Here is a 16540-nt window from a genome sequence, read left to right on the forward strand (position 1 = left end):
CGATACACTCCATGTCGGTTGGTGCACTAGCCGCATCAGCCAAGGCTGCAGGACCGCCATGCTGGTCGCCCGAACCATGCAAGACCTCACACGCGCCCGCGCTGCAACGTGCAACAACGGTGAAACGCTGGCGCTGGTGCCCACCATGGGCGCCTTGCATAAAGGGCATCTTTCGCTGTTGGAAGCGGCGCGCGCGCGGCATGATCGTATTGCCGTGTCGATTTTCATCAACCCGACCCAGTTCAATGATGCCGACGATCTCGCGCGTTATCCAAGAAGCGAAGATGATGATCTGAAGGCCTTGCGGACTGCCGGGTGCGATCTCGTATGGATGCCGACGACCGAGACGATGTATCCCGATGGCGATGCTGTCAGGGTTGCTTTGGATGGTCCCGCGCGCGGATGGGAGGGCGCCCACCGGCCTGGACATTTCAACGGCGTCGCCACAGTCGTCACCAAGCTGTTCAACCAGATCGGGCCGGCATCTGCCTTTTTCGGCGAGAAGGACTGGCAGCAGCTCCAGGTCATACGCAGTGTCGCGGGCGCGCTGTTCCTTCCGCTTACCATCGAGGGTGTCGCCACGGTGCGTGAGGCCGATGGCTTGGCGATGTCATCGCGCAACCGCTTGCTGGCAGCCGAGGACAGGCGACGCGCGCCGGCGCTGTATCAAGGCTTGCTGCGTGCCGACGCCGCCATCGCACAAGGCGATTGCGTGTCGGTGGTCCTCAACACCGCGCGCGAGGATTTGCTTCTGCGAGGGTTTGATGTCGATTACTTGGCCTTAGTCGATGCGACCAGCCTGAGCGCCATCGACGGGCCCACCGGCGGCGCACGTCTCATCGCCGCCGCGCGCCTCGGCGACGTCCGTCTGCTCGACAACATCCCCCTGGCGCCGGCCATCAAAAGTCGCTTTGTCTGATCCACGCCGCTTTGTTGCCGCAATCCGTGCAGGTTCCAGATGAAAATGCGCCGGAACTTTCCTGTAACGGTTGCTTTTGATTGACATAAGCACGGCGACTGCGGAATAGCGTCATAGGCCTGGATGCTTCGTCATACCGATTCGCGGCTGAACCCAAGCGGCAGGTGACCTCGCAATGAGCTCTGTAGATCGCGGCTGGCGCAGTTCCTTTTAAGCCTGACGCGGGTTCGATTTTGATACCATTTCGCCAAATCCGGCAATTCAGGGAAGGATCCTGCCATGAGTAGCGAAGACGATACGATGAATTCTGGACGACGGTCCCGCGCAATGGCGGTCAAGTCGGGCGGCAGGCGCACCGCTGCCTCCCGTACTGTCCGCGCAGGAAAGCCGCTGGCGCGCAAGCCTGCAGCCAAGGCATCTGTAAGCAAGTCACCGACCCTGCGCGCTGGCAAGGCGAGCAAACTCGTCACCACGAGCAAGTCGCCGGCACGGGCGGCATCCAAGGCCAAGCCGGCTCGTCCCGTAAAGCAGCAGACAACACGAGCAAAGGCGGTAGCCGCCCGCACAGCTGCCCCCGCGCGTAAAGCGCCTACTCGCGCCACCATTGTGCGCAAGGCTGCCGGAGCACCTGCTCGCGGCAGGGCGACACTCGCCAAGCCGTCTACCCGCGGCGCGGCACCCGACAAGACGCGTGCGAAGGCTATTGCTGCGACCCCGCGCAGGGCGCCCGCGCAACGCCCAAAGACCACGATAAGGTCGCAGGCCAAAAAGTCGATGGCGCGGACGTCGGCGGCAATGCCTTCGCAAAAGCCTGCGATCGTTCGCAACGGAAGCAAGACGAACGCGGCAGCCGCCACGCGCAAAGCACGTAGCACGCTCAGCAAGGCCACAAAGCCGCAAGCCGCGGTCCGGATGCGCCGCGCGCCGGCATCCTCAGGTCGTCCAAAGCTCGCCGAAACCCTCCAAAAGGCTACATCCAAGCCACGCGGCCGACGCGCCAAGGTTTCTTCGGCTTTTGGCACCTCGACCAACAGCCCTGATCTGCCGCGCGGCCAGGACCCGTCTTCCTTGCAGCAGGATCTCGACGGCGGCGAGTAGACAACGCTGCTGAAGCACAGGTGCAGGCCTGCTACGCTCGTGCACTCAGGGCGAACGAGTGAACTGCGGTGTATCCGGCATAGCCCCCTTTGGCGCCGTAACGATCTGCTTGACCCGTCCGTTGCGCCGCTCTCGCAAGGAGCGCCATGATATGTTGCTGTGCGCGCATCGCGCGCTCCAGCAGGGTCTTGTTTTCTGCCGTCGTAGCGCGAAGCCGTCGCAAGTCCTCCCATATCGTCTGGTCAGACGGCGCGGGCGCCGGGTGCCTCGCCTGGATAAGTTCGAATGAAGCCAGCGCCGCTCGCTTGGCCGCGAGCAGCGATGTGGCTGCCGGCAGGTCGAGCTGTCGCAAAGCCTGATTCTCAAGCTCCAGTATGTCAGTAAGCCGACTCGCGGCGGCTCGAAGCGTGGTCACCGGCGCTTCTCCTGCATCTTCAGCATCTCCTGGTAAATCGGGGGCGCCATACCAAGGCCGCCATGCTTCTCGACCTCCTTGGCCATTTCGGTGACCAACATCGGCTGGAAGCTCTTTTCCCCTGCGCCGCCTCCGAACATGCCTCCAGACGTATCGACCGTGGAAAACATCGGCTGCAGGAGCTGTCCTATCGCCATCGCCTCGAAATCCTGCGCTGCTTTCCACAGCTTTGCAGCCCCTTCCGGCGTGCCGGTAATGGAAGGTGTTGGAATTATATTGGAAGCTGCCGTTACGTCTGTCATCGCACTACCAGGTTGGCTTGCAGCGCCCCCGCAGCCTTGATGGTCTGCAGGATGCTAATCATGTCGCGTGGTCCGACGCCGAGGGAGTTCAGGCCGCTGACCAGATCGCGCAGGTTAGGTCCCTCGGTCAGGATGCCAAGACGCTTGCCTGCTTGAGTGTCGACCTTGATCGAGGTGCGCGGGACGACGGTGGTCTTGCCGTTCGACAAGGGTCCAGGCTGGGAGACCTCGGGGGTCTCCGCGACCTGTATCGTCAGGTTGCCCTGGGCGATGGCCACCGTACTGATACGGACATTGTCGCCCATGACGATGGTCCCGCTTGCCTCGTCCACAACCACGACGGCAGGTGTGTCAGGCACGACGACCAGGTCTTCGACTTGAGCAAGCGTCTTGATGGCATCACGGTTGACGACCGAGAGCGTCACCGTCCTCGGGTCCGAGGCACGTGCCAGGCCCGGACCGAGCGTCTCGTTGATCACCGACGCGATCCGTTCAGCGGTCGTGAGATCGGGATTGCGCAATGACAAATGCAGCTCCGCCTTGCGGCTGAGATCCACCGGGACCTCACGCTCGACGGAGGCTCCGTTGGCGATGCGTGCGCTGGTCGGAATGTTGCGTGTGACCGAGGCAGCCGCCCCGGTTGCCGAGAAGGCGCTGGTCACGAGCTGGCCTTGCGCCACGGCGTAGACCTCGCCGTCCGCCGCCATCAGTGGCGTCACCAGCAGCGTGCCGCCGGAGAGGTCATCCGCGTCTCCGGCCGCGGAAATGGTCACATCGATGCGGCTTCCATTGTGCGCGAAGGGCGGCAGGTCGGCCGTCACCATCACCGCCGCGATGTCCTTGGTCTGAAGCTTGGCTTCCTGATCGCGAATGTTGACGCCAAGCCGCTCCAGCATGCTGATCAGCGATTCCCGGGTAAACAGCGAGTTGTTTAGCTTGTCGCCGGTGCCATGCAGGCCGACCACGAGACCGTAGCCGATCAACTGATTGCTTCTGACCCCCTCCACGTCGGTGATGTCCTTGATCCGCACCTCCTCCGCGTGCGCAGGCAGGGTGGCCCACAGCATCAGCAGTGCGATCATGAGGCGAAGTGGGCGCATGAGGTCCTGTCATGAGCGTGGAGGCGGGCGGTACCCGATCATAGGCACCAATATACGAATAAACTGTCAACGAGAGGAACGACATCGTAATGATATCTGCCGCGACGCGCCTGGTTGGCGTGCTGCAAATCGAGGATTAACGTGACGATCATCGCTGCCTCCGCTGTCACGCCACCGTCGGAGCCTTCCGGCAGCTCCCGTCGTTCCGATGCGACCGGACCCGACTTCAGGGTATCCCTCGAGTCCGGGCTTGCAACGCAGGCGGCTTCGTTCTCGCGTGGTGGTGGCTCCCAGCCGGTCAGTGCCAGCGGCATGCTGGCTCTGCAGGAGGCAACTGGCCGAGGTCTCGCGCACGATGACCGCGACGCTGCCGACCGTGAGGCGCGGCGGCACGGCCAGGACATTTTGGCAGCACTTGCCGACCTGCAACGCGACCTGCTCACGGCGGGCAGCCTGCAAGGGCGCCTGGACCGGTTGGCTGCCCTGTTGGATGACCCGTCGAGCGCGCGGGACCCCGACCTGGCACGGGTGCTCCACGCCATCCGCCTGCGTGCTCAGCTCGAGGTGCTCCGCCTTTCGCGCGATGCCTCCGTGACTGCATTGTGAAGCTCCGCGATACGCTCTTGGCGGCCGCGGTGGCGCTGGCTATAAGCCGCGCAAATTGCCGAAGCGGGCGACCTGCGTCGGGTCTTTGGGATTGATCGGGTGAAAACCGGCGGGGACCTCGTCCTGGCCACAGCATGTCTTAGGATCGGCGATGATGATCACCTTGCCTCCGGACTACCGCCCGTCTGACGACGAGGAGTTCATGAATCCGGTCCAGTCGGAGTATTTCCGGGTCAAGCTGTTGAGGTGGCGGGCGGATCTGCTCAAGGAGGCAGACGGTACCCTGGCCAGTCTATCCGAAGGCGGTATCCATGAGGCCGATATCACCGACCGCGCCACCGTGGAAACGGACCGTGCGCTCGAGCTTCGCACCCGCGACCGGGCGCGCAAGCTGATTGCCAAGATCGGTCTGGCTCTGCTCCGAATCGAGAACGGGAGCTACGGCTTTTGCGAGGAGACCGGCGAGCCGATCGGTCTGAAGCGACTGGAGGCCCGTCCGATTGCCACGCTCTCCATCGAGGCGCAGGAGCGTCACGAACGCATGGAAAAGGTGCATCGGGACGACTGACCGTGCACCGGATCCATCAGAACGGAAGCGCGATATCAAGCAATTGCTGTCCGTAGCGTGGCGTCTGCAGATCCGTGAGCTGGCCCTTGCCGCCATAGGAGATGCGGGCTTCCGCCATGCGGTCGTGGGTGATCGTGTTGTCGCTCGCAATGTCCTGTGGCCGGACGATGCCGCTGACCTGCAGAACCCTGAGTTCGCTATTAACCCGCACTTCTTGGCGCGCCGCAACAACGAAATTCCCGTTCGGCATCACCTGCGTGATGATGCCGGCGAGCCGCAGGGTCACAGCCTCGTTGCGCTTGACCGACCCGGTCCCGACATTGCTGTTGGCACTGTTGGTCGCCAAGGAGTTCGCCCCGGTCACCGCTGCAACGATTTTTTGCTTTATGCCAAAGAGGTTGGGGATGCCCATCGACTCTGATCCCGACCGCGTCGCCGTGGTGTTGTTCTCGAAGTCGGCGTTGTCAGTAATATCGACCAGAACCGTGAGCAGGTCGCCGACCTGAGACGCGCGCTGGTCTCGAAAGAAGGCGCGACTACCCGGCCGCCAAAGGCTTGCGGACTCTGGCGGCGTCGGTTGTGGCGGTGGCATCGGCATGGTCAGAGGTCGGTAATCCCGCGCCAAGGTCGGATCGGAGATTCTTGTTAATGGGGGCGGTCGGCCCACGTTCGAGAGTCTGTCAAGGGCGCCGCAACCGGACAGGAGCAGCCCAGGTACAAGCAGGAGGATCGACAGGGCGTGCACTTGTCTCACTGCATGAAGCCCCTCTGGCCAGATGGCGGGGTCGCCTCCAAACTGTACAGCGGCGGCAGACCTGACCGGGGGGGTGAGACACGTGATGAGCCGCCTTGGGCATCGACCTGTACGACACCGGGCGCGATGACCTGTGCCATCAGGATCGCGCGTGACGTGATGTTGAGAACATGGATGCGCTCACCCAAGCCGCCGGCCTCGATGGCTTCACCCTTTGCTGTGATCGCAAGCCCTGGCCCGTCCAGCCTGAGCAGCACCGTCATGCCTCGCGAGACCAATGTCGGTCGTCCCAAGTCCTTGATGAGAATAGGAACCCCTGGCATCGTCTGGCGCTTGAGAGCGAGCCCAACTGCATTTTCGGCATCCAGCACTGTGCCGTCCCCCACCAGGCGCTTGCGCAAACGTTGAAGCTGCAGGTCCGACCCCGCGACGATGCTGCCAGTCCCCATAATGCGGGTGAATACCGGCACCTCGACCATCTCGATGGCTGTTCCGGCGATGCGCACATGGACCGCGTCCGTCCCCGGCGCCTGCAACAGTAGGCCAGCTACAAAGCGGCCGGTGTTGGTATCGTACTCCATCGTCTCCACCTGCGGAGACGCGGTCATCTCAGCCGGGACCATGATCGGCGCATCACTGCTGAGGTTGACGTCGGGATCGTGCAGCGCCTGCGACTGCCCAAGCGACTTGCGTATCAAGGCGACGACGGCGTCATGGTCCACCACGCGTGCCTTGCGCTCGATGATGACCTGCGCGGGAACCACGCCGGGTTGCCACTCGACACCGAACTGCTCCGCTATGGCCGCGAGTTGCGGCTGTTCGACGGTGATGCGCCCGCCAGCCGCGGGTCCTGGGCCGATCTCGCAATCCTGACCCGGCTCCAAACCTGTAAACAGGTCTGACAAATTGACCGTAGACGAAGTGACGACCCTGATCGTCCTGGGCTGTGCCGCGCCAGCGACTTGCGTTGATGCTGCCAGCCCAAGCGCCAGAGCGACCATGACGCAGGCCATGCGTAGGCCGACCCCCATCATTTCAGGTTGGTCAACGTCTGCATCAGGTTGTCCGCCGTCGTAATCACCTTGCTGTTCATCTCATAGGCGCGCTGCGCCGTGATCAGGTTGGTGATTTCGCTGACAACGTTGACGTTTGAGCCCTCGACGAACCCTTGCATGACGCTTCCGAAGCCGGCCGAACTCGGTACACCTGTCGTCGGAGCGCCCGATGCTGCCGTTTGCAGGAACAGGTTGTCGCCTTGGGCGTCGAGCCCGGCTTCGTTGGGGAACACGGCAAGCTGGAGCTGGCCAACGGTCTGTGGTGTTGCCTGACCCGCAATCGTGGCCTGCACCTGGCCAGAGACATTGATGCTGATGCTCTGCGCGTTTGCAGGCACGGCGATGCCGGGTACGACCGGGTAGCCGTCTGACGAGACGATCGTGCCATCGGCTGCAAGAGCGAAGGTGCCGTCCCTGGTATACGCGATGTCGCCGGACGGCAACGTCACCTGGAAGTAGCCGTTGCCTTGTATGGCCAGGTCCAGCGAATTGCTCGTCTGCTGCAGTGTTCCCTGCTCGCTGATCCGATAGATCGCCGCGGTTTTGACACCAAGTCCGACCTGGGCGCCCGCAGGCACAACCGAACCGTTATCGGAACTATTGGACCCGACGCGCCTGAGGTTCTGATAGATGAGATCCTGGAACTCCGCGCGCCGTCGCTTGAATCCGGTTGTCGTCATGTTAGCTATATTATTCGAAATGACTTCGACATTCGTTTGTTGCGCCTGCATTCCGGTGCTGGCGATGTCAAGTGCGCGCATTCTCTTCTCCTATGACTACAAACGGGAATGCCCAACTAACTTTGCGGCTGCGTCATCTTGTCTATTGTATTCTGCTGGCGGTCAGACTCGCTTTGGACAAACTGCGTCACGAACTGAAACTCGCGTTCCGTCTGCATCATCTGTGTCAGCTCGGAGATCGGCTGAACGTTGCTCTCCTCCACGGCGCCTTCAACCACCTGCGGTCTCGGCGCCTGACGCGTGGCCGCGTCATTGCGATAGAGCTTGCCGCCTTCCGGGGTCATTTTGTTCTGATCGGAGACCTCGACCACCCCGATCTTGCCTATCCTGCCGCTCTCACCGCTGATCGTGCCATCCGCGGCAACCTGGATGCGGCTATCTCCGGCGGGGAGCTGGATCGGGCTGCCGCTCGTATCGAGCAGCGCATTGCCCGACGCATCGGCAATCGTACCATCAGTCAGCAGCCCAAAGCGGCCGGCGCGGGTCAGCCGCGGCCCGTTCGGCGTCATTACGGTAAAGTAGCCGTCGCCGCCAAGGGCCAGGTCAAGCGGGTTTCCCGTGTGCGTCAGCGCTCCCGCGGAATGGTCCCGATATGTCGCGAGGTCCTGGGTAAAAGCCAGCGCTTCACCGCCAGGCGGCGTGTTGACACCCTGCTGTTGGACCATGAAATCGCTGAACAGCACGCGTTGCGCCTGGTAACCAACCGTATTCGCGTTTGCGATATTGTTTGCAATAACATCCATGGTGCGCTGCTGCGCATCCAGCCGCGACAGCGCGATATAGGTGGGGTTCTCCATGTCGCATCCCTTTGAACGTTGATATTCTGCAACATAAAGCCTACCAAAAGGTTACCAATCGAGCTCGATATCGCGTGGCACGGTCACTTGTCCTTAACCTCTTTGTGTCATGGTGAGAGGGCTCGCGTGAGTGCCTTTGATCGAGCGGACCGGGGGGATCCCGCGGGAGTATCATGATGAGCGGACCGGCGGCGAGCCTGGAAGACGATGCGCCCAAGCAGCCAGTGAAGGCACGTGGGAAGCTGAAACTTATCCTGGGTGCGGGCGGTGTTCTCCTCCTGGCGGCGGTCGTGGGGGCGCTTTGGTTTTCCGGGTTGCTGAGCCATGGCCGCGGCGGCGGCGTTGGGCATCAAAAGACAGCTGCAGTTCAAGCAAGACCTGTTCTCGTTGCTGTCCCAGATATTGTAACAAACCTAGATAGCGGCACTCGTCGCTCAGTGTTCATTCGGGTGAAGGCGAAAATCGAAGTCCCTGGAACGGCTGACGCGGCGGTCATAGCAGCGGATATGCCGGCGATTCTCGACGCGTTCCAGACCTACATTCGAAGCATGCGGCCAGAGGAAGTGCACGGTGGGGAGGGTACCTATCGCCTTAAGGAAGGCCTCATGAACAGGATCGACATCATCGCGGCCCCGGTGCAGGTGCTCGACATTCTCTTTTTGGAAATGGTCGTCCAATGAGTGAGACCGAGGAGGATATGGCCGCGGCCTGGGGTGCCACCCTGGACGATGACGATGGGAGTGGCGCCGCCGCCGCGGTGGCGGAACCGATAGAGTCGGCTCGCGTGCTCAATCAGGCAGAGATCGACTCCCTGCTCGGCTTTGAGAATGGCAGTGATGAGGACGCTTCGGCGAGCGGTATCGACCGCATCATCAGTTCGGGCTTGGTATCCTACGAACGCCTGCCGATGCTCGAAATCGTCTTTGACAGGCTTGTGCGGATCATGTCCACGAGCTTGCGAAACTTTACAAGCGATAACGTTGAGGTGTCGATCGATAATGTCGTCTCGTTGCGTTTCGGTGACTATCTCAATTCGGTCCCGCTTCCGGCGATGTTCGCGGTTTTCAAGGCGGACGAGTGGGAGAATTATGGGCTTATGGTCATAGACTCCGCGATGATCTACTCCATCGTGGACGTGCTTCTGGGCGGACGCCGCGGGACGGCGGCAATGCGGATCGAAGGCCGCCCCTATACGACAATCGAGCGTATGCTGGTGGAAAGGCTGATCCGGGTGGTGCTTGCCGACCTATCGGCGAGCTTTGACCCGCTATGTTCGATCAGCTTCCGCTTTGAGCGTCTTGAGGTGAACTCGCGCTTTGCCGCAATCTCGCGCCTCTCGAACGCGGCAGTCCTGGCCAAGCTTCGTATCGACATGGAGGATCGCGGGGGCCGGTTGGACCTGCTGTTGCCGTATGCGACGCTCGAGCCCGTGAGGGAGCTCCTGCTCCAGCAGTTCATGGGTGAGAAGTTCGGGCGTGACTCGATCTGGGAGACCCACCTGGCGGAAGAGCTGTGGAGTACCGAGGTCGATCTTGAAGTCGTTCTTGACGAGCAACCAATGCGGCTGTCTGACATCCTGGCCCTCAAGCCGGGCGATCAGTTTACGCTGCGCCAGGGTCCGGATGCTCCGGTGCAGCTCCGCTGCGGGCAGGTCACCCTCTTCGAGGGGCGTGTTGGAAGGCGCAAGAACCAAATTGCGGTTCGAATCGACCAGGTGCTCGGGCGTCCGCACGGCACTGCTGACATTCAAATGCAACGGCGGGTTTGAGAAAGGTAAAAGCATGAGCGGTATGGAGTCCTGGCTGGAGATCCTGCTGAGCGGGCTCTTGGTGATGACGCTGTTCCATGCCTTGCGGCTGGAGCGCGCCTTGGGAGTCCTGCGGCGCGACCGGGCTGCGTTGGAACAGCTGGTCGCGGGCTTCAATGAAAGCACGCGCCAGGCGGAAGCGGGGATCGAGCGACTTCGTACGGTGGCTGACGGGGCCGGGCGGCAGATCACCCGTCAGGTTGAACAGGCGAAAGCTTTGAAGAACGACCTTTCGTTCCTGACGGAACGCGGTGAGAAGCTGGCCGACCAGCTTGACGACATGATCAGGCAATCGCGGCCCGGACGCGAGCCCGAGGCGCTGCCACAGGCCAATACAGCATGGGCTCGTCCGGCACTCCAGGCGGTCCCTACGGAAGGCCGAGAGGGTGACGGCCGGGTGAGAAGCCAAGCCGAAAAGGAACTGCTGCGCGCACTCAGGATGGCAAGGTGACCAGGGCAATGTCACGTCTTCCGTCGCCACGGATCCTGCCACTGACCATCGCGGTCATGATGTTGCTACTGGCGGCAAGAGCCGCGACGTTTGCAAGCGAAGCCGGTGCGGCACTCGGGTTGACGCCGGCTGCGAGCGCCCAAGCTCACCCTGCGCCCGCGCATCCTGCGTCGGCGGTCTCCTTGCCCATCGTCGTGAGCGGAATTGCCGCCGTCACGCCGGCGTTCCGGCACGATGTCGGGGCGAAGGAGCGCGTCCTGCTTTTGGAGCTCGGCAGGCGGCGCCAGGCTTTGGACGTTCGCGAACATGCACTCGACGCACGCAGTGCGTTACTTGAGGCAACCGAGCTCCGCCTGCAGGCCGAGATCGATCACCTGGCCGCATTGCAGGCACGGATCAATGCGCTCGAGAAATCGAGCAAGGAGCGCCGCGAGGGGGACTGGCAGGGCCTGGTTAAGGTCTACGAGGCAATGAAGCCGGGCGACGCTGCTACCATTTTCAATGTTCTGGACATGCATGTCCTGCTGCAGGTCCTGGACAGAATGAAGGTGAGGAAGGCGGCAGCCGTGCTTGCAGGGATGCAGCCGGAACGCGCACGCCTGGCGACGCAGATGCTCGCCGAGATGCGACAGCGGCGGGATCTTCTGATCCCGGTCGCCTCCAATAACTGACGCGTTCGTACTGTATTTTAGAGGAGCCAGCCCATGACAATGGACAAGTCCATAAATGTTTTGATCGTCGATGATTATAAGACGATGTTGAGAATCATCCGCAATCTGTTGAAGCAGATTGACTTTAACAATGTCGAGGAGGCCACCGACGGGACCGAGGCCCTGTCCAAGCTCAAGACAGGCCATTTCGGTCTTGTCATAAGCGACTGGAACATGCAGCCCATGACCGGCCTTGAGCTTCTCACGGAGGTGCGAAAGGACGCCAAGCTCAAGACGTTGCCGTTCATCATGATTACCGCCGAGAGCAAGATCGAGAACGTTATCGCGGCCAAACAGGCTGGTGTTTCCAATTACATCGTCAAGCCTTTCAATGCCGAGACACTAAAAGACAAGATCGAGAAGGTTCTCTGCCATGCGTGACGCGGAGGCGCTCTCCAAGAGGTTGCAAGAGCTGCGCGGGCGATATCCGCAAGGACAGCCCGACATGGTGACCGACATCGTCATGGCGGTGCTCGGCAGCATGACCGGCGACATAAGCCTTCGAGAGACGGCATTGCTGTATGAGATCGGCACTCTTGGCGAGGCGGTAACGACGGCGCGACAGGAAATTGCGGCGCTGAAGGTGGATGACATTACCGCGAGCTACATCCCCTGCGCCACTGATGAGCTTGATGCGATCGTATCCCATACGGCCGCGGCGACGGAGTCGATCCTGGAGGCGTGCGAAACCCTGGATACCTTGGCCGGAACGCTCAACGGTGATCTCGCCCAGGCGCTTCAGGATGCAACCGTCAAGATCTACGAGTCGTGCAGCTTCCAGGACATTACTGGCCAGCGGATAACCAAGGTGGTCGGTACTCTCAAGACAATCGAACGGACAATTGCACGAATCGTGGAGACGTTCGGCAGGAGCACGATCGAGCGCGAGGAGGTGGCACCCGTCGCAGAAGCGGAAAGCCTATTGAACGGCCCACAGCTTCCGGCGAGTGCGATGGATCAGTCGGACATTGACCGGCTTCTGGCAAGCTTCGACTGACAATCCGGTGGATGGTGCAACTCGATTTCGGGCACTCGTGCTCGTATCGATGGCTGTTCTGACACTCGCCTCGGTTGGGGCGATGGCGCAAGCGTCCGATCGACAGACCAGGGAGATCCAGGACGAACGGGATGCCGGGCTTGCGCTTCTCGATCTTTTCGGCGACGGCATCCTGGCACATCGTGAGGCGGTACTCGCATGGCGTCGCACGCACGATATGAGGGGGCGTGGGAAGCGTCTCCCTCGGCGTGCCCTGGAGGTGGCCAAGGTCACCCAAACCAGGCATTCGGATCCGTCGTCAGCGAAGGCAGTGTCGTCCCTGCCGAGCAAGACAAACTCGGTCCTGCCTGGCCTGCCCACCAGCCTCATTGCCGTCGTGGAAGGGGCCAAGCCGGTGCCGGGGGCGCCCGCGTCGGTGCCCAACAGGCTTGTCGCGGAACCACCTGGCGGTGCAGCCACCCCAGGTGCCGCTCCGGTGTCGCTCGCGGCGATCGTCATTGATGATGGCCAGTCTGCCACGCATGGCCTGTTGTTGCCGTTGGAGACCGACGGTGGCGCGGCCGCCTTCGCAAGCGGCGAGGACGTGCTCGTCGTTCTGGATACGCGACGACCGTTTGATCTTTCCGCGGTGCAGGGCGACCCCCTTGGCGCCGGCTCCACGGTGCAGCTCCTTGCATCGGCGACAATCGTGCGATTTCCCGGGCGTCGACCGAACCAGCTCGGGCTGCGACGGGTCGCTGCGGGCTGGCTGGTTCAGGCGGCGCCGCCGTTGCCTGAGCCTGCGTCGATCAAGCCATCGCCTGACGTGAACGGGCTTAAATTGCCCTTGGCCCATCCCGGACAGAGCGTCGTTGTGCCGAACCCGCTGACCGGAGGCAATCTGCTCGTCGGCACTGTAAGGGACGGTGAGGACGCGATGCGCGAGACACGGCACGGCAGTTCGGCTGTGCTCGACCGGACCATCCTCGGCGTTGTTGTCGAGCCACTTTCTGACCGGCTGGAGCTCCAGCCGACCCCAGGCGGCTTTCTCCTGGCGGGCGTTCCCGCCTCAGCCCTCAACGCAGCAATGGGTGCGGGTCGGGGTGCGGCGGCACTGCGCGTCATGGCTTTGGAGCCGGCGTCCCCAGTCTTGCTGTCTACAAGGTTCACGCAGGCCAGGGCGGACGCCGCCGAAGCACCCGCCGAGGCCCGCTTTGTGCCGCGGCTTCGTGCCGCTGAGGATGCGCTGGCGCTGGGCGATGGGCAGGACGCCGCGACGATCATCAAGGTTGCCAGAGCCGACGACCCTCGGCAGGCGAATGCATTGCGGCCGCGCCTGGTCGCGAGTGCCGCCGCAGCGCTCGACGGCAAATCGGATCCATCCGGACTTCTCGACGATCCAACGATTGCCCCGCTCGGAGAGCCCGGGCTCTGGCGGGCGGTGAGGCTTGCTCGCGAAAGTCCGACCTCGTCGGAGGCGGCGCGTCTGTTCGCGGCCAACCTGCCACTGCTCGAAGCCTATCCATTACCGCTGCGCACCATCCTTCTCCCGCTTGCCGCCGAAACACTTGTGCGTGCCGGCACGGATACTCAGGCAGGGCTGGTCGGACACCTCCCGGATGACGTGTCGCTGAGCTTTGCCCGCGCGCTGCTGAGCGCCCGACAGGGGCATCCGAAGGTGGCTTTGGCCGCGTTGGACCGGCTGGGAGCATCCTCCGACTGGGTGGTGGGCGACAAGGCAGCCGAGGCGGCCTCGACAATACGCGAAAAGCAGCCAAAAGCCGACCTGAAGGCGCTCGCGGACGCACTTGACGCGCGTTTGCTCGATGCCCGAATTGGCGGCCATGAGGCCGAGAGCCGGTTGCATCTGGCTGACCTGCGTATGCAAGCCGGGCAATGGGAAAAGGCGCTGGACCTGCTGCGGGAGACCGCAAGACTCTATCCGGCGACCCAAGCCGAAGCGCGCCGCAGAGTAGGTGAGGTGCTCAAGCGGCTCAGCGCGGTATCTCCGGCCGCAGCGGAAGGGCAGGCACTCGATCAGGCGGCGATGATTGAAGCCAATGCCGACATGCTGCCCGGCGGTTCGGAGGGCACGCGTGTTTCTCTGTTTCTTGCATCCAGGCTCGAGACTCTGGACCTGCCGGAGCGGGCGTCACCGATCGTGCGCAACATGATGAACGCCGCAGCACCCGGTCCAGACCGGGCCGAGCTTGGGCTGAAATTGGCGGGGCTGGACTATCAGCAGAATAATCTGCCGGCGGTGCTTGCCGCACTCGAGGCCTCCGACATGCCGGGCTTGCCGGCGCCGATTGCGCACGCCCGCGCGATCATGATGGCACGTGCTCTTGCCGCGGAGGGGAACATCAAGCAGGCGCTCTCTGTGCTGCAACCGATTGACGGCGAGCCAGCCCTTGATCTGAGGGCCGGCTTTCTGGCCCGGACACAGGATTGGGCGGGATCGACCGACTGTCTGCTGGAATTGGCGCGGCGGCGCCTGCCGTCGACAGGCAAGCTTTCGCCCTCGGATCAGGATCTGCTGCTCAGGCTAGCTTCCGCTGCCTCGCGGACGAACGATCCGGCGCGGCTGAAACTTGTACGCGGGCTCGGTGATGGCAGGGTTGCGGATGCCGGGAAGGCGGCACTGTTCAAGCTGCTGACTTCGGATCCGGGCGCAGACGGGGCGAACCCCGGAGCAGGTGCCGCGGAGATGATGGCGCTCCGACATGCCTCGGGCATACTCGATTCCGTCGCCCGGTAACATCGCCAGCATCGTCCAGAAGCCGCTGGCGGGAGGGGCCTGCCGCCGAGAAAGTCCTTGCATCGTGGTGCCTCAGGACCTAATTCAGCCCCCCTTGGCCCTAGGGGGCGTTTACGCCCAACAGGCCGTCTGCTGGTTCAGGGGTACGTGATGAACGCACTTGCTCAACTGGGGATGGTCTCGGATTCTCCGAGCAATAACCAGATTTCGCTCGCACCTTCCTCGGAGGAGGTGGCTTGCAAGGATTATTTTGTCGAGAAGGACGGGGTCAGGTTTGCCGGAACCCATCTTCTGGTGGATCTTTGGGACGCCCGCAATCTGACCGATCCCTCGAGAATTGATCGTGCGCTTTGCGAGGCCGCACTGGCTGCCGGGGCGACGATCCTACACAGCCATTTTCACCATTTTTCCCCGAATGGCGGCGTCTCCGGGGTCGTTGTGCTTGCGGAAAGTCACATCTCGATCCATACGTGGCCCGAGCGTGATTTTGCCGCGATCGACATTTTCATGTGCGGCGCGTGCGATCCGCATTTGTCCGTCCCGGTGCTGCAACTGACGTTCCAGGCTGGCCGTGTGGTGTTGGATGAGCGCCGCCGCGGGACGGATCAGGGCAGGTGACGAGCCGGCCGTGGTTTGACGAAACCCTCTATGAAGGGTGGGGCCAACGCTTTCGCATTGTGCGCGAGCTCGCAACCCTGAAGAGCGACTTTCAGGACATTGCCATCTTTGAGAGCCAGACGCATGGCCGCGTTCTGGCACTCGACGGCGTGGTGCAGATCACCGAGCGTGACGAGTTCGTCTATCAGGAGATGATCGCGCACGTTCCCCTGCTTGCGCACGGGGCAGCCAAAAGCGTGTTGATCATCGGCGCCGGCGATGGCGCCGTGCTGCGACGGGTGCTGCAGCATACTGGAGTGCGCAGGGCGGTCATGGTGGAGATCGACGGCGAGGTCATTCGCTTGGCCAGGGAGTTCCTGCCTTCGCTCGCCGGCGACGCTTGGGATGACCCGCGTGCGGAGGTGATCGTGGGCGACGGGATCGATTACGTGGCCTCCGCGGCGGCAGATGCATTTGACGTCATCATCGTCGACAGCACGGACCCGATCGGCGTTGGCGAAGTGCTTTTTTCGGATGATTTCTACGCGCAGAGCGCGCGGGTCCTGACCGCCAACGGGCTGATCGTCAATCAGTGCGGCGTTCCGTTCATGCAGGCGGACGAGTTACGCCAGACCAGCCTTCGACGTGCGAAGTCCTTTCCCCACGTGTCGGCCTATGTCGCGGCGGTGCCGACCTATGTCGGCGGTTTCATGACGCTTGGTGTGGCGGCAAAGGGTCAGGGGCTGGCGGACGCGGACGTCGAACTCATCCGCGCGCGCGCTACCGCTTCAAGCATTCTCGGCAAAACGCAGTACTGGACACCGGAAATCCATGTCGGATCGTTCAACCTGCCGCCCTATATCGCGGCCCATCTTCCCGGTTGACGG

General features: G+C 62.5%; 21 protein-coding genes. 13 read left to right on the plus strand and 8 right to left on the minus strand.

The genetic code is table 11. From position 1 onward, the window contains the following. Positions 1-58 precede the first annotated feature (58 nt). Both panC and ACQY4K_RS19715 read left to right on the plus strand, forming a co-directional pair. The gene (gene panC / locus ACQY4K_RS19710; protein ID WP_428391890.1) at positions 59-919 is read left to right on the plus strand and encodes a pantoate--beta-alanine ligase; all 861 of its coding nucleotides are present in this window, start codon (positions 59-61) and stop codon (positions 917-919) included. 279 nt (positions 920-1198) lie between these two features. Then, the gene (locus ACQY4K_RS19715; RefSeq protein ID WP_428391891.1) at positions 1199-2017 is read left to right on the plus strand and encodes a hypothetical protein; all 819 of its coding nucleotides are present in this window, start codon (positions 1199-1201) and stop codon (positions 2015-2017) included. 31 nt (positions 2018-2048) lie between these two features. On the opposite strand, the gene ACQY4K_RS19720 is transcribed toward ACQY4K_RS19715, so the two are convergent. From ACQY4K_RS19720 to ACQY4K_RS19730, 3 genes are read right to left on the minus strand one after another with little or no spacing between them, the layout of a single operon-like run. Then, a complete protein-coding gene (locus ACQY4K_RS19720; protein ID WP_428391892.1) occupies positions 2049-2432 on the minus strand; it encodes a hypothetical protein in 384 nt (127 codons plus the stop codon). Continuing rightward, positions 2429-2734, minus strand: coding sequence for a rod-binding protein (locus ACQY4K_RS19725; RefSeq protein WP_428391893.1), 306 nt, complete (start codon positions 2732-2734; stop codon positions 2429-2431). Before ACQY4K_RS19725 ends, ACQY4K_RS19720 begins: the two co-directional genes overlap by 4 nt. Further along, positions 2731-3834 carry a flagellar basal body P-ring protein FlgI gene (locus tag ACQY4K_RS19730; RefSeq protein WP_428391894.1) on the minus strand — a complete coding sequence of 368 codons (1104 nt, stop codon included), beginning with the start codon at positions 3832-3834 and terminating at the stop codon, positions 2731-2733. Before ACQY4K_RS19730 ends, ACQY4K_RS19725 begins: the two co-directional genes overlap by 4 nt. Before the next feature lie 141 nt (positions 3835-3975). On the opposite strand from ACQY4K_RS19730, the gene ACQY4K_RS19735 reads away from it, so the two are divergent. Beyond that, entirely contained in the window at positions 3976-4440 is a 465-nt protein-coding gene (locus ACQY4K_RS19735; RefSeq protein WP_428391895.1) for a flagellar assembly protein FliX, read from the plus strand. Positions 4441-4479: 39 nt separating this feature from the next. Here the strand turns inward: ACQY4K_RS19735 and ACQY4K_RS19740 are convergent, their stop codons facing one another. Then, complete coding sequence (locus ACQY4K_RS19740; protein ID WP_428391896.1) at positions 4480-4602, minus strand: hypothetical protein; 123 nt, start codon at positions 4600-4602, stop codon at positions 4480-4482. On the opposite strand from ACQY4K_RS19740, the gene dksA reads away from it, so the two are divergent. Further along, complete coding sequence (gene dksA, locus ACQY4K_RS19745; protein WP_428396230.1) at positions 4595-5008, plus strand: RNA polymerase-binding protein DksA; 414 nt, start codon at positions 4595-4597, stop codon at positions 5006-5008. The two genes, ACQY4K_RS19740 and dksA, sit on opposite strands and share 8 nt — an antisense overlap. A 16-nt stretch (positions 5009-5024) precedes the next feature. Here the strand turns inward: dksA and flgH are convergent, their stop codons facing one another. From flgH to flgF, 4 genes are read right to left on the minus strand one after another with little or no spacing between them, the layout of a single operon-like run. Next, positions 5025-5744: a flagellar basal body L-ring protein FlgH gene (flgH, locus tag ACQY4K_RS19750; RefSeq protein WP_428396232.1), complete on the minus strand. Its 720-nt coding sequence runs from the start codon at positions 5742-5744 to the stop codon at positions 5025-5027. Between the two features lie 14 nt (positions 5745-5758). Further along, the gene (flgA, locus tag ACQY4K_RS19755; RefSeq protein WP_428391897.1) at positions 5759-6796 is read right to left on the minus strand and encodes a flagellar basal body P-ring formation chaperone FlgA; all 1038 of its coding nucleotides are present in this window, start codon (positions 6794-6796) and stop codon (positions 5759-5761) included. Further along, positions 6793-7578, minus strand: a complete 786-nt coding sequence (gene flgG / locus ACQY4K_RS19760) for a flagellar basal-body rod protein FlgG (protein WP_428391898.1) — start codon at positions 7576-7578, stop codon at positions 6793-6795. The genes flgA and flgG overlap by 4 nt, the downstream gene beginning before the upstream one ends. 35 nt (positions 7579-7613) lie before the next feature. Further along, complete coding sequence (flgF, locus tag ACQY4K_RS19765; RefSeq protein ID WP_428391899.1) at positions 7614-8354, minus strand: flagellar basal-body rod protein FlgF; 741 nt, start codon at positions 8352-8354, stop codon at positions 7614-7616. A 173-nt stretch (positions 8355-8527) separates the two neighbouring features. Between flgF and ACQY4K_RS19770 the strand changes: the two genes are divergently transcribed. The 9 genes from ACQY4K_RS19770 (at position 8528) to speE (ending at position 16537) form a co-directional block, all read left to right on the plus strand. Next, positions 8528-9034 carry a flagellar basal body-associated FliL family protein gene (locus tag ACQY4K_RS19770; RefSeq protein ID WP_428391900.1) on the plus strand — a complete coding sequence of 169 codons (507 nt, stop codon included), beginning with the start codon at positions 8528-8530 and terminating at the stop codon, positions 9032-9034. Continuing rightward, positions 9031-10122: a flagellar motor switch protein FliM gene (gene fliM / locus ACQY4K_RS19775; RefSeq protein ID WP_428391901.1), complete on the plus strand. Its 1092-nt coding sequence runs from the start codon at positions 9031-9033 to the stop codon at positions 10120-10122. Before ACQY4K_RS19770 ends, fliM begins: the two co-directional genes overlap by 4 nt. A 13-nt stretch (positions 10123-10135) precedes the next feature. Then, complete coding sequence (locus ACQY4K_RS19780) at positions 10136-10612, plus strand: DUF6468 domain-containing protein (protein ID WP_428391902.1); 477 nt, start codon at positions 10136-10138, stop codon at positions 10610-10612. Positions 10613-10794: 182 nt separating this feature from the next. Continuing rightward, the gene (locus tag ACQY4K_RS19785; protein WP_428391903.1) at positions 10795-11283 is read left to right on the plus strand and encodes a MotE family protein; all 489 of its coding nucleotides are present in this window, start codon (positions 10795-10797) and stop codon (positions 11281-11283) included. A gap of 33 nt (positions 11284-11316) precedes the next feature. Then, positions 11317-11703, plus strand: a complete 387-nt coding sequence (locus tag ACQY4K_RS19790; RefSeq protein ID WP_428391904.1) for a chemotaxis response regulator CheY — start codon at positions 11317-11319, stop codon at positions 11701-11703. Continuing rightward, positions 11696-12319, plus strand: coding sequence for a protein phosphatase CheZ (locus tag ACQY4K_RS19795; RefSeq protein WP_428391905.1), 624 nt, complete (start codon positions 11696-11698; stop codon positions 12317-12319). The genes ACQY4K_RS19790 and ACQY4K_RS19795 overlap by 8 nt, the downstream gene beginning before the upstream one ends. 49 nt (positions 12320-12368) lie before the next feature. After that, positions 12369-15056, plus strand: a complete 2688-nt coding sequence (locus ACQY4K_RS19800) for a hypothetical protein (protein WP_428391906.1) — start codon at positions 12369-12371, stop codon at positions 15054-15056. Positions 15057-15206: 150 nt separating this feature from the next. Continuing rightward, positions 15207-15674 carry an adenosylmethionine decarboxylase gene (speD, locus tag ACQY4K_RS19805; RefSeq protein WP_428391907.1) on the plus strand — a complete coding sequence of 156 codons (468 nt, stop codon included), beginning with the start codon at positions 15207-15209 and terminating at the stop codon, positions 15672-15674. Further along, positions 15671-16537, plus strand: coding sequence for a polyamine aminopropyltransferase (speE, locus tag ACQY4K_RS19810; protein WP_428391908.1), 867 nt, complete (start codon positions 15671-15673; stop codon positions 16535-16537). Before speD ends, speE begins: the two co-directional genes overlap by 4 nt. Positions 16538-16540 lie beyond the last annotated feature (3 nt).

The sequence above is a fragment of the Lichenicoccus sp. genome (assembly GCF_965276875.1).
Taxonomy (GTDB): Bacteria; Pseudomonadota; Alphaproteobacteria; order Acetobacterales; family Acetobacteraceae; genus Lichenicoccus.

Excerpts from the sequence above, each read along its gene's own strand:
- speD (WP_428391907.1), top strand. The coding sequence starts at position 15,207 with ATGAACGCACTTGCTCAACTGGGGATGGTCTCGGATTCTCCGAGCAAT.
- flgA (WP_428391897.1), bottom strand. The coding sequence starts at position 6,796 with ATGATGGGGGTCGGCCTACGCATGGCCTGCGTCATGGTCGCTCTGGCG.
- ACQY4K_RS19770 (WP_428391900.1), top strand. The coding sequence starts at position 8,528 with ATGATGAGCGGACCGGCGGCGAGCCTGGAAGACGATGCGCCCAAGCAG.
- ACQY4K_RS19790 (WP_428391904.1), top strand. The coding sequence starts at position 11,317 with ATGACAATGGACAAGTCCATAAATGTTTTGATCGTCGATGATTATAAG.
- ACQY4K_RS19730 (WP_428391894.1), bottom strand. The coding sequence starts at position 3,834 with ATGCGCCCACTTCGCCTCATGATCGCACTGCTGATGCTGTGGGCCACC.
- fliM (WP_428391901.1), top strand. The coding sequence starts at position 9,031 with ATGAGTGAGACCGAGGAGGATATGGCCGCGGCCTGGGGTGCCACCCTG.
- panC (WP_428391890.1), top strand. The coding sequence starts at position 59 with ATGCTGGTCGCCCGAACCATGCAAGACCTCACACGCGCCCGCGCTGCA.
- flgF (WP_428391899.1), bottom strand. The coding sequence starts at position 8,354 with ATGGAGAACCCCACCTATATCGCGCTGTCGCGGCTGGATGCGCAGCAG.
- ACQY4K_RS19780 (WP_428391902.1), top strand. The coding sequence starts at position 10,136 with ATGAGCGGTATGGAGTCCTGGCTGGAGATCCTGCTGAGCGGGCTCTTG.
- dksA (WP_428396230.1), top strand. The coding sequence starts at position 4,595 with ATGATCACCTTGCCTCCGGACTACCGCCCGTCTGACGACGAGGAGTTC.
- ACQY4K_RS19795 (WP_428391905.1), top strand. The coding sequence starts at position 11,696 with ATGCGTGACGCGGAGGCGCTCTCCAAGAGGTTGCAAGAGCTGCGCGGG.
- flgG (WP_428391898.1), bottom strand. The coding sequence starts at position 7,578 with ATGCGCGCACTTGACATCGCCAGCACCGGAATGCAGGCGCAACAAACG.
- ACQY4K_RS19725 (WP_428391893.1), bottom strand. The coding sequence starts at position 2,734 with ATGACAGACGTAACGGCAGCTTCCAATATAATTCCAACACCTTCCATT.
- ACQY4K_RS19800 (WP_428391906.1), top strand. The coding sequence starts at position 12,369 with ATGGCTGTTCTGACACTCGCCTCGGTTGGGGCGATGGCGCAAGCGTCC.
- ACQY4K_RS19715 (WP_428391891.1), top strand. The coding sequence starts at position 1,199 with ATGAGTAGCGAAGACGATACGATGAATTCTGGACGACGGTCCCGCGCA.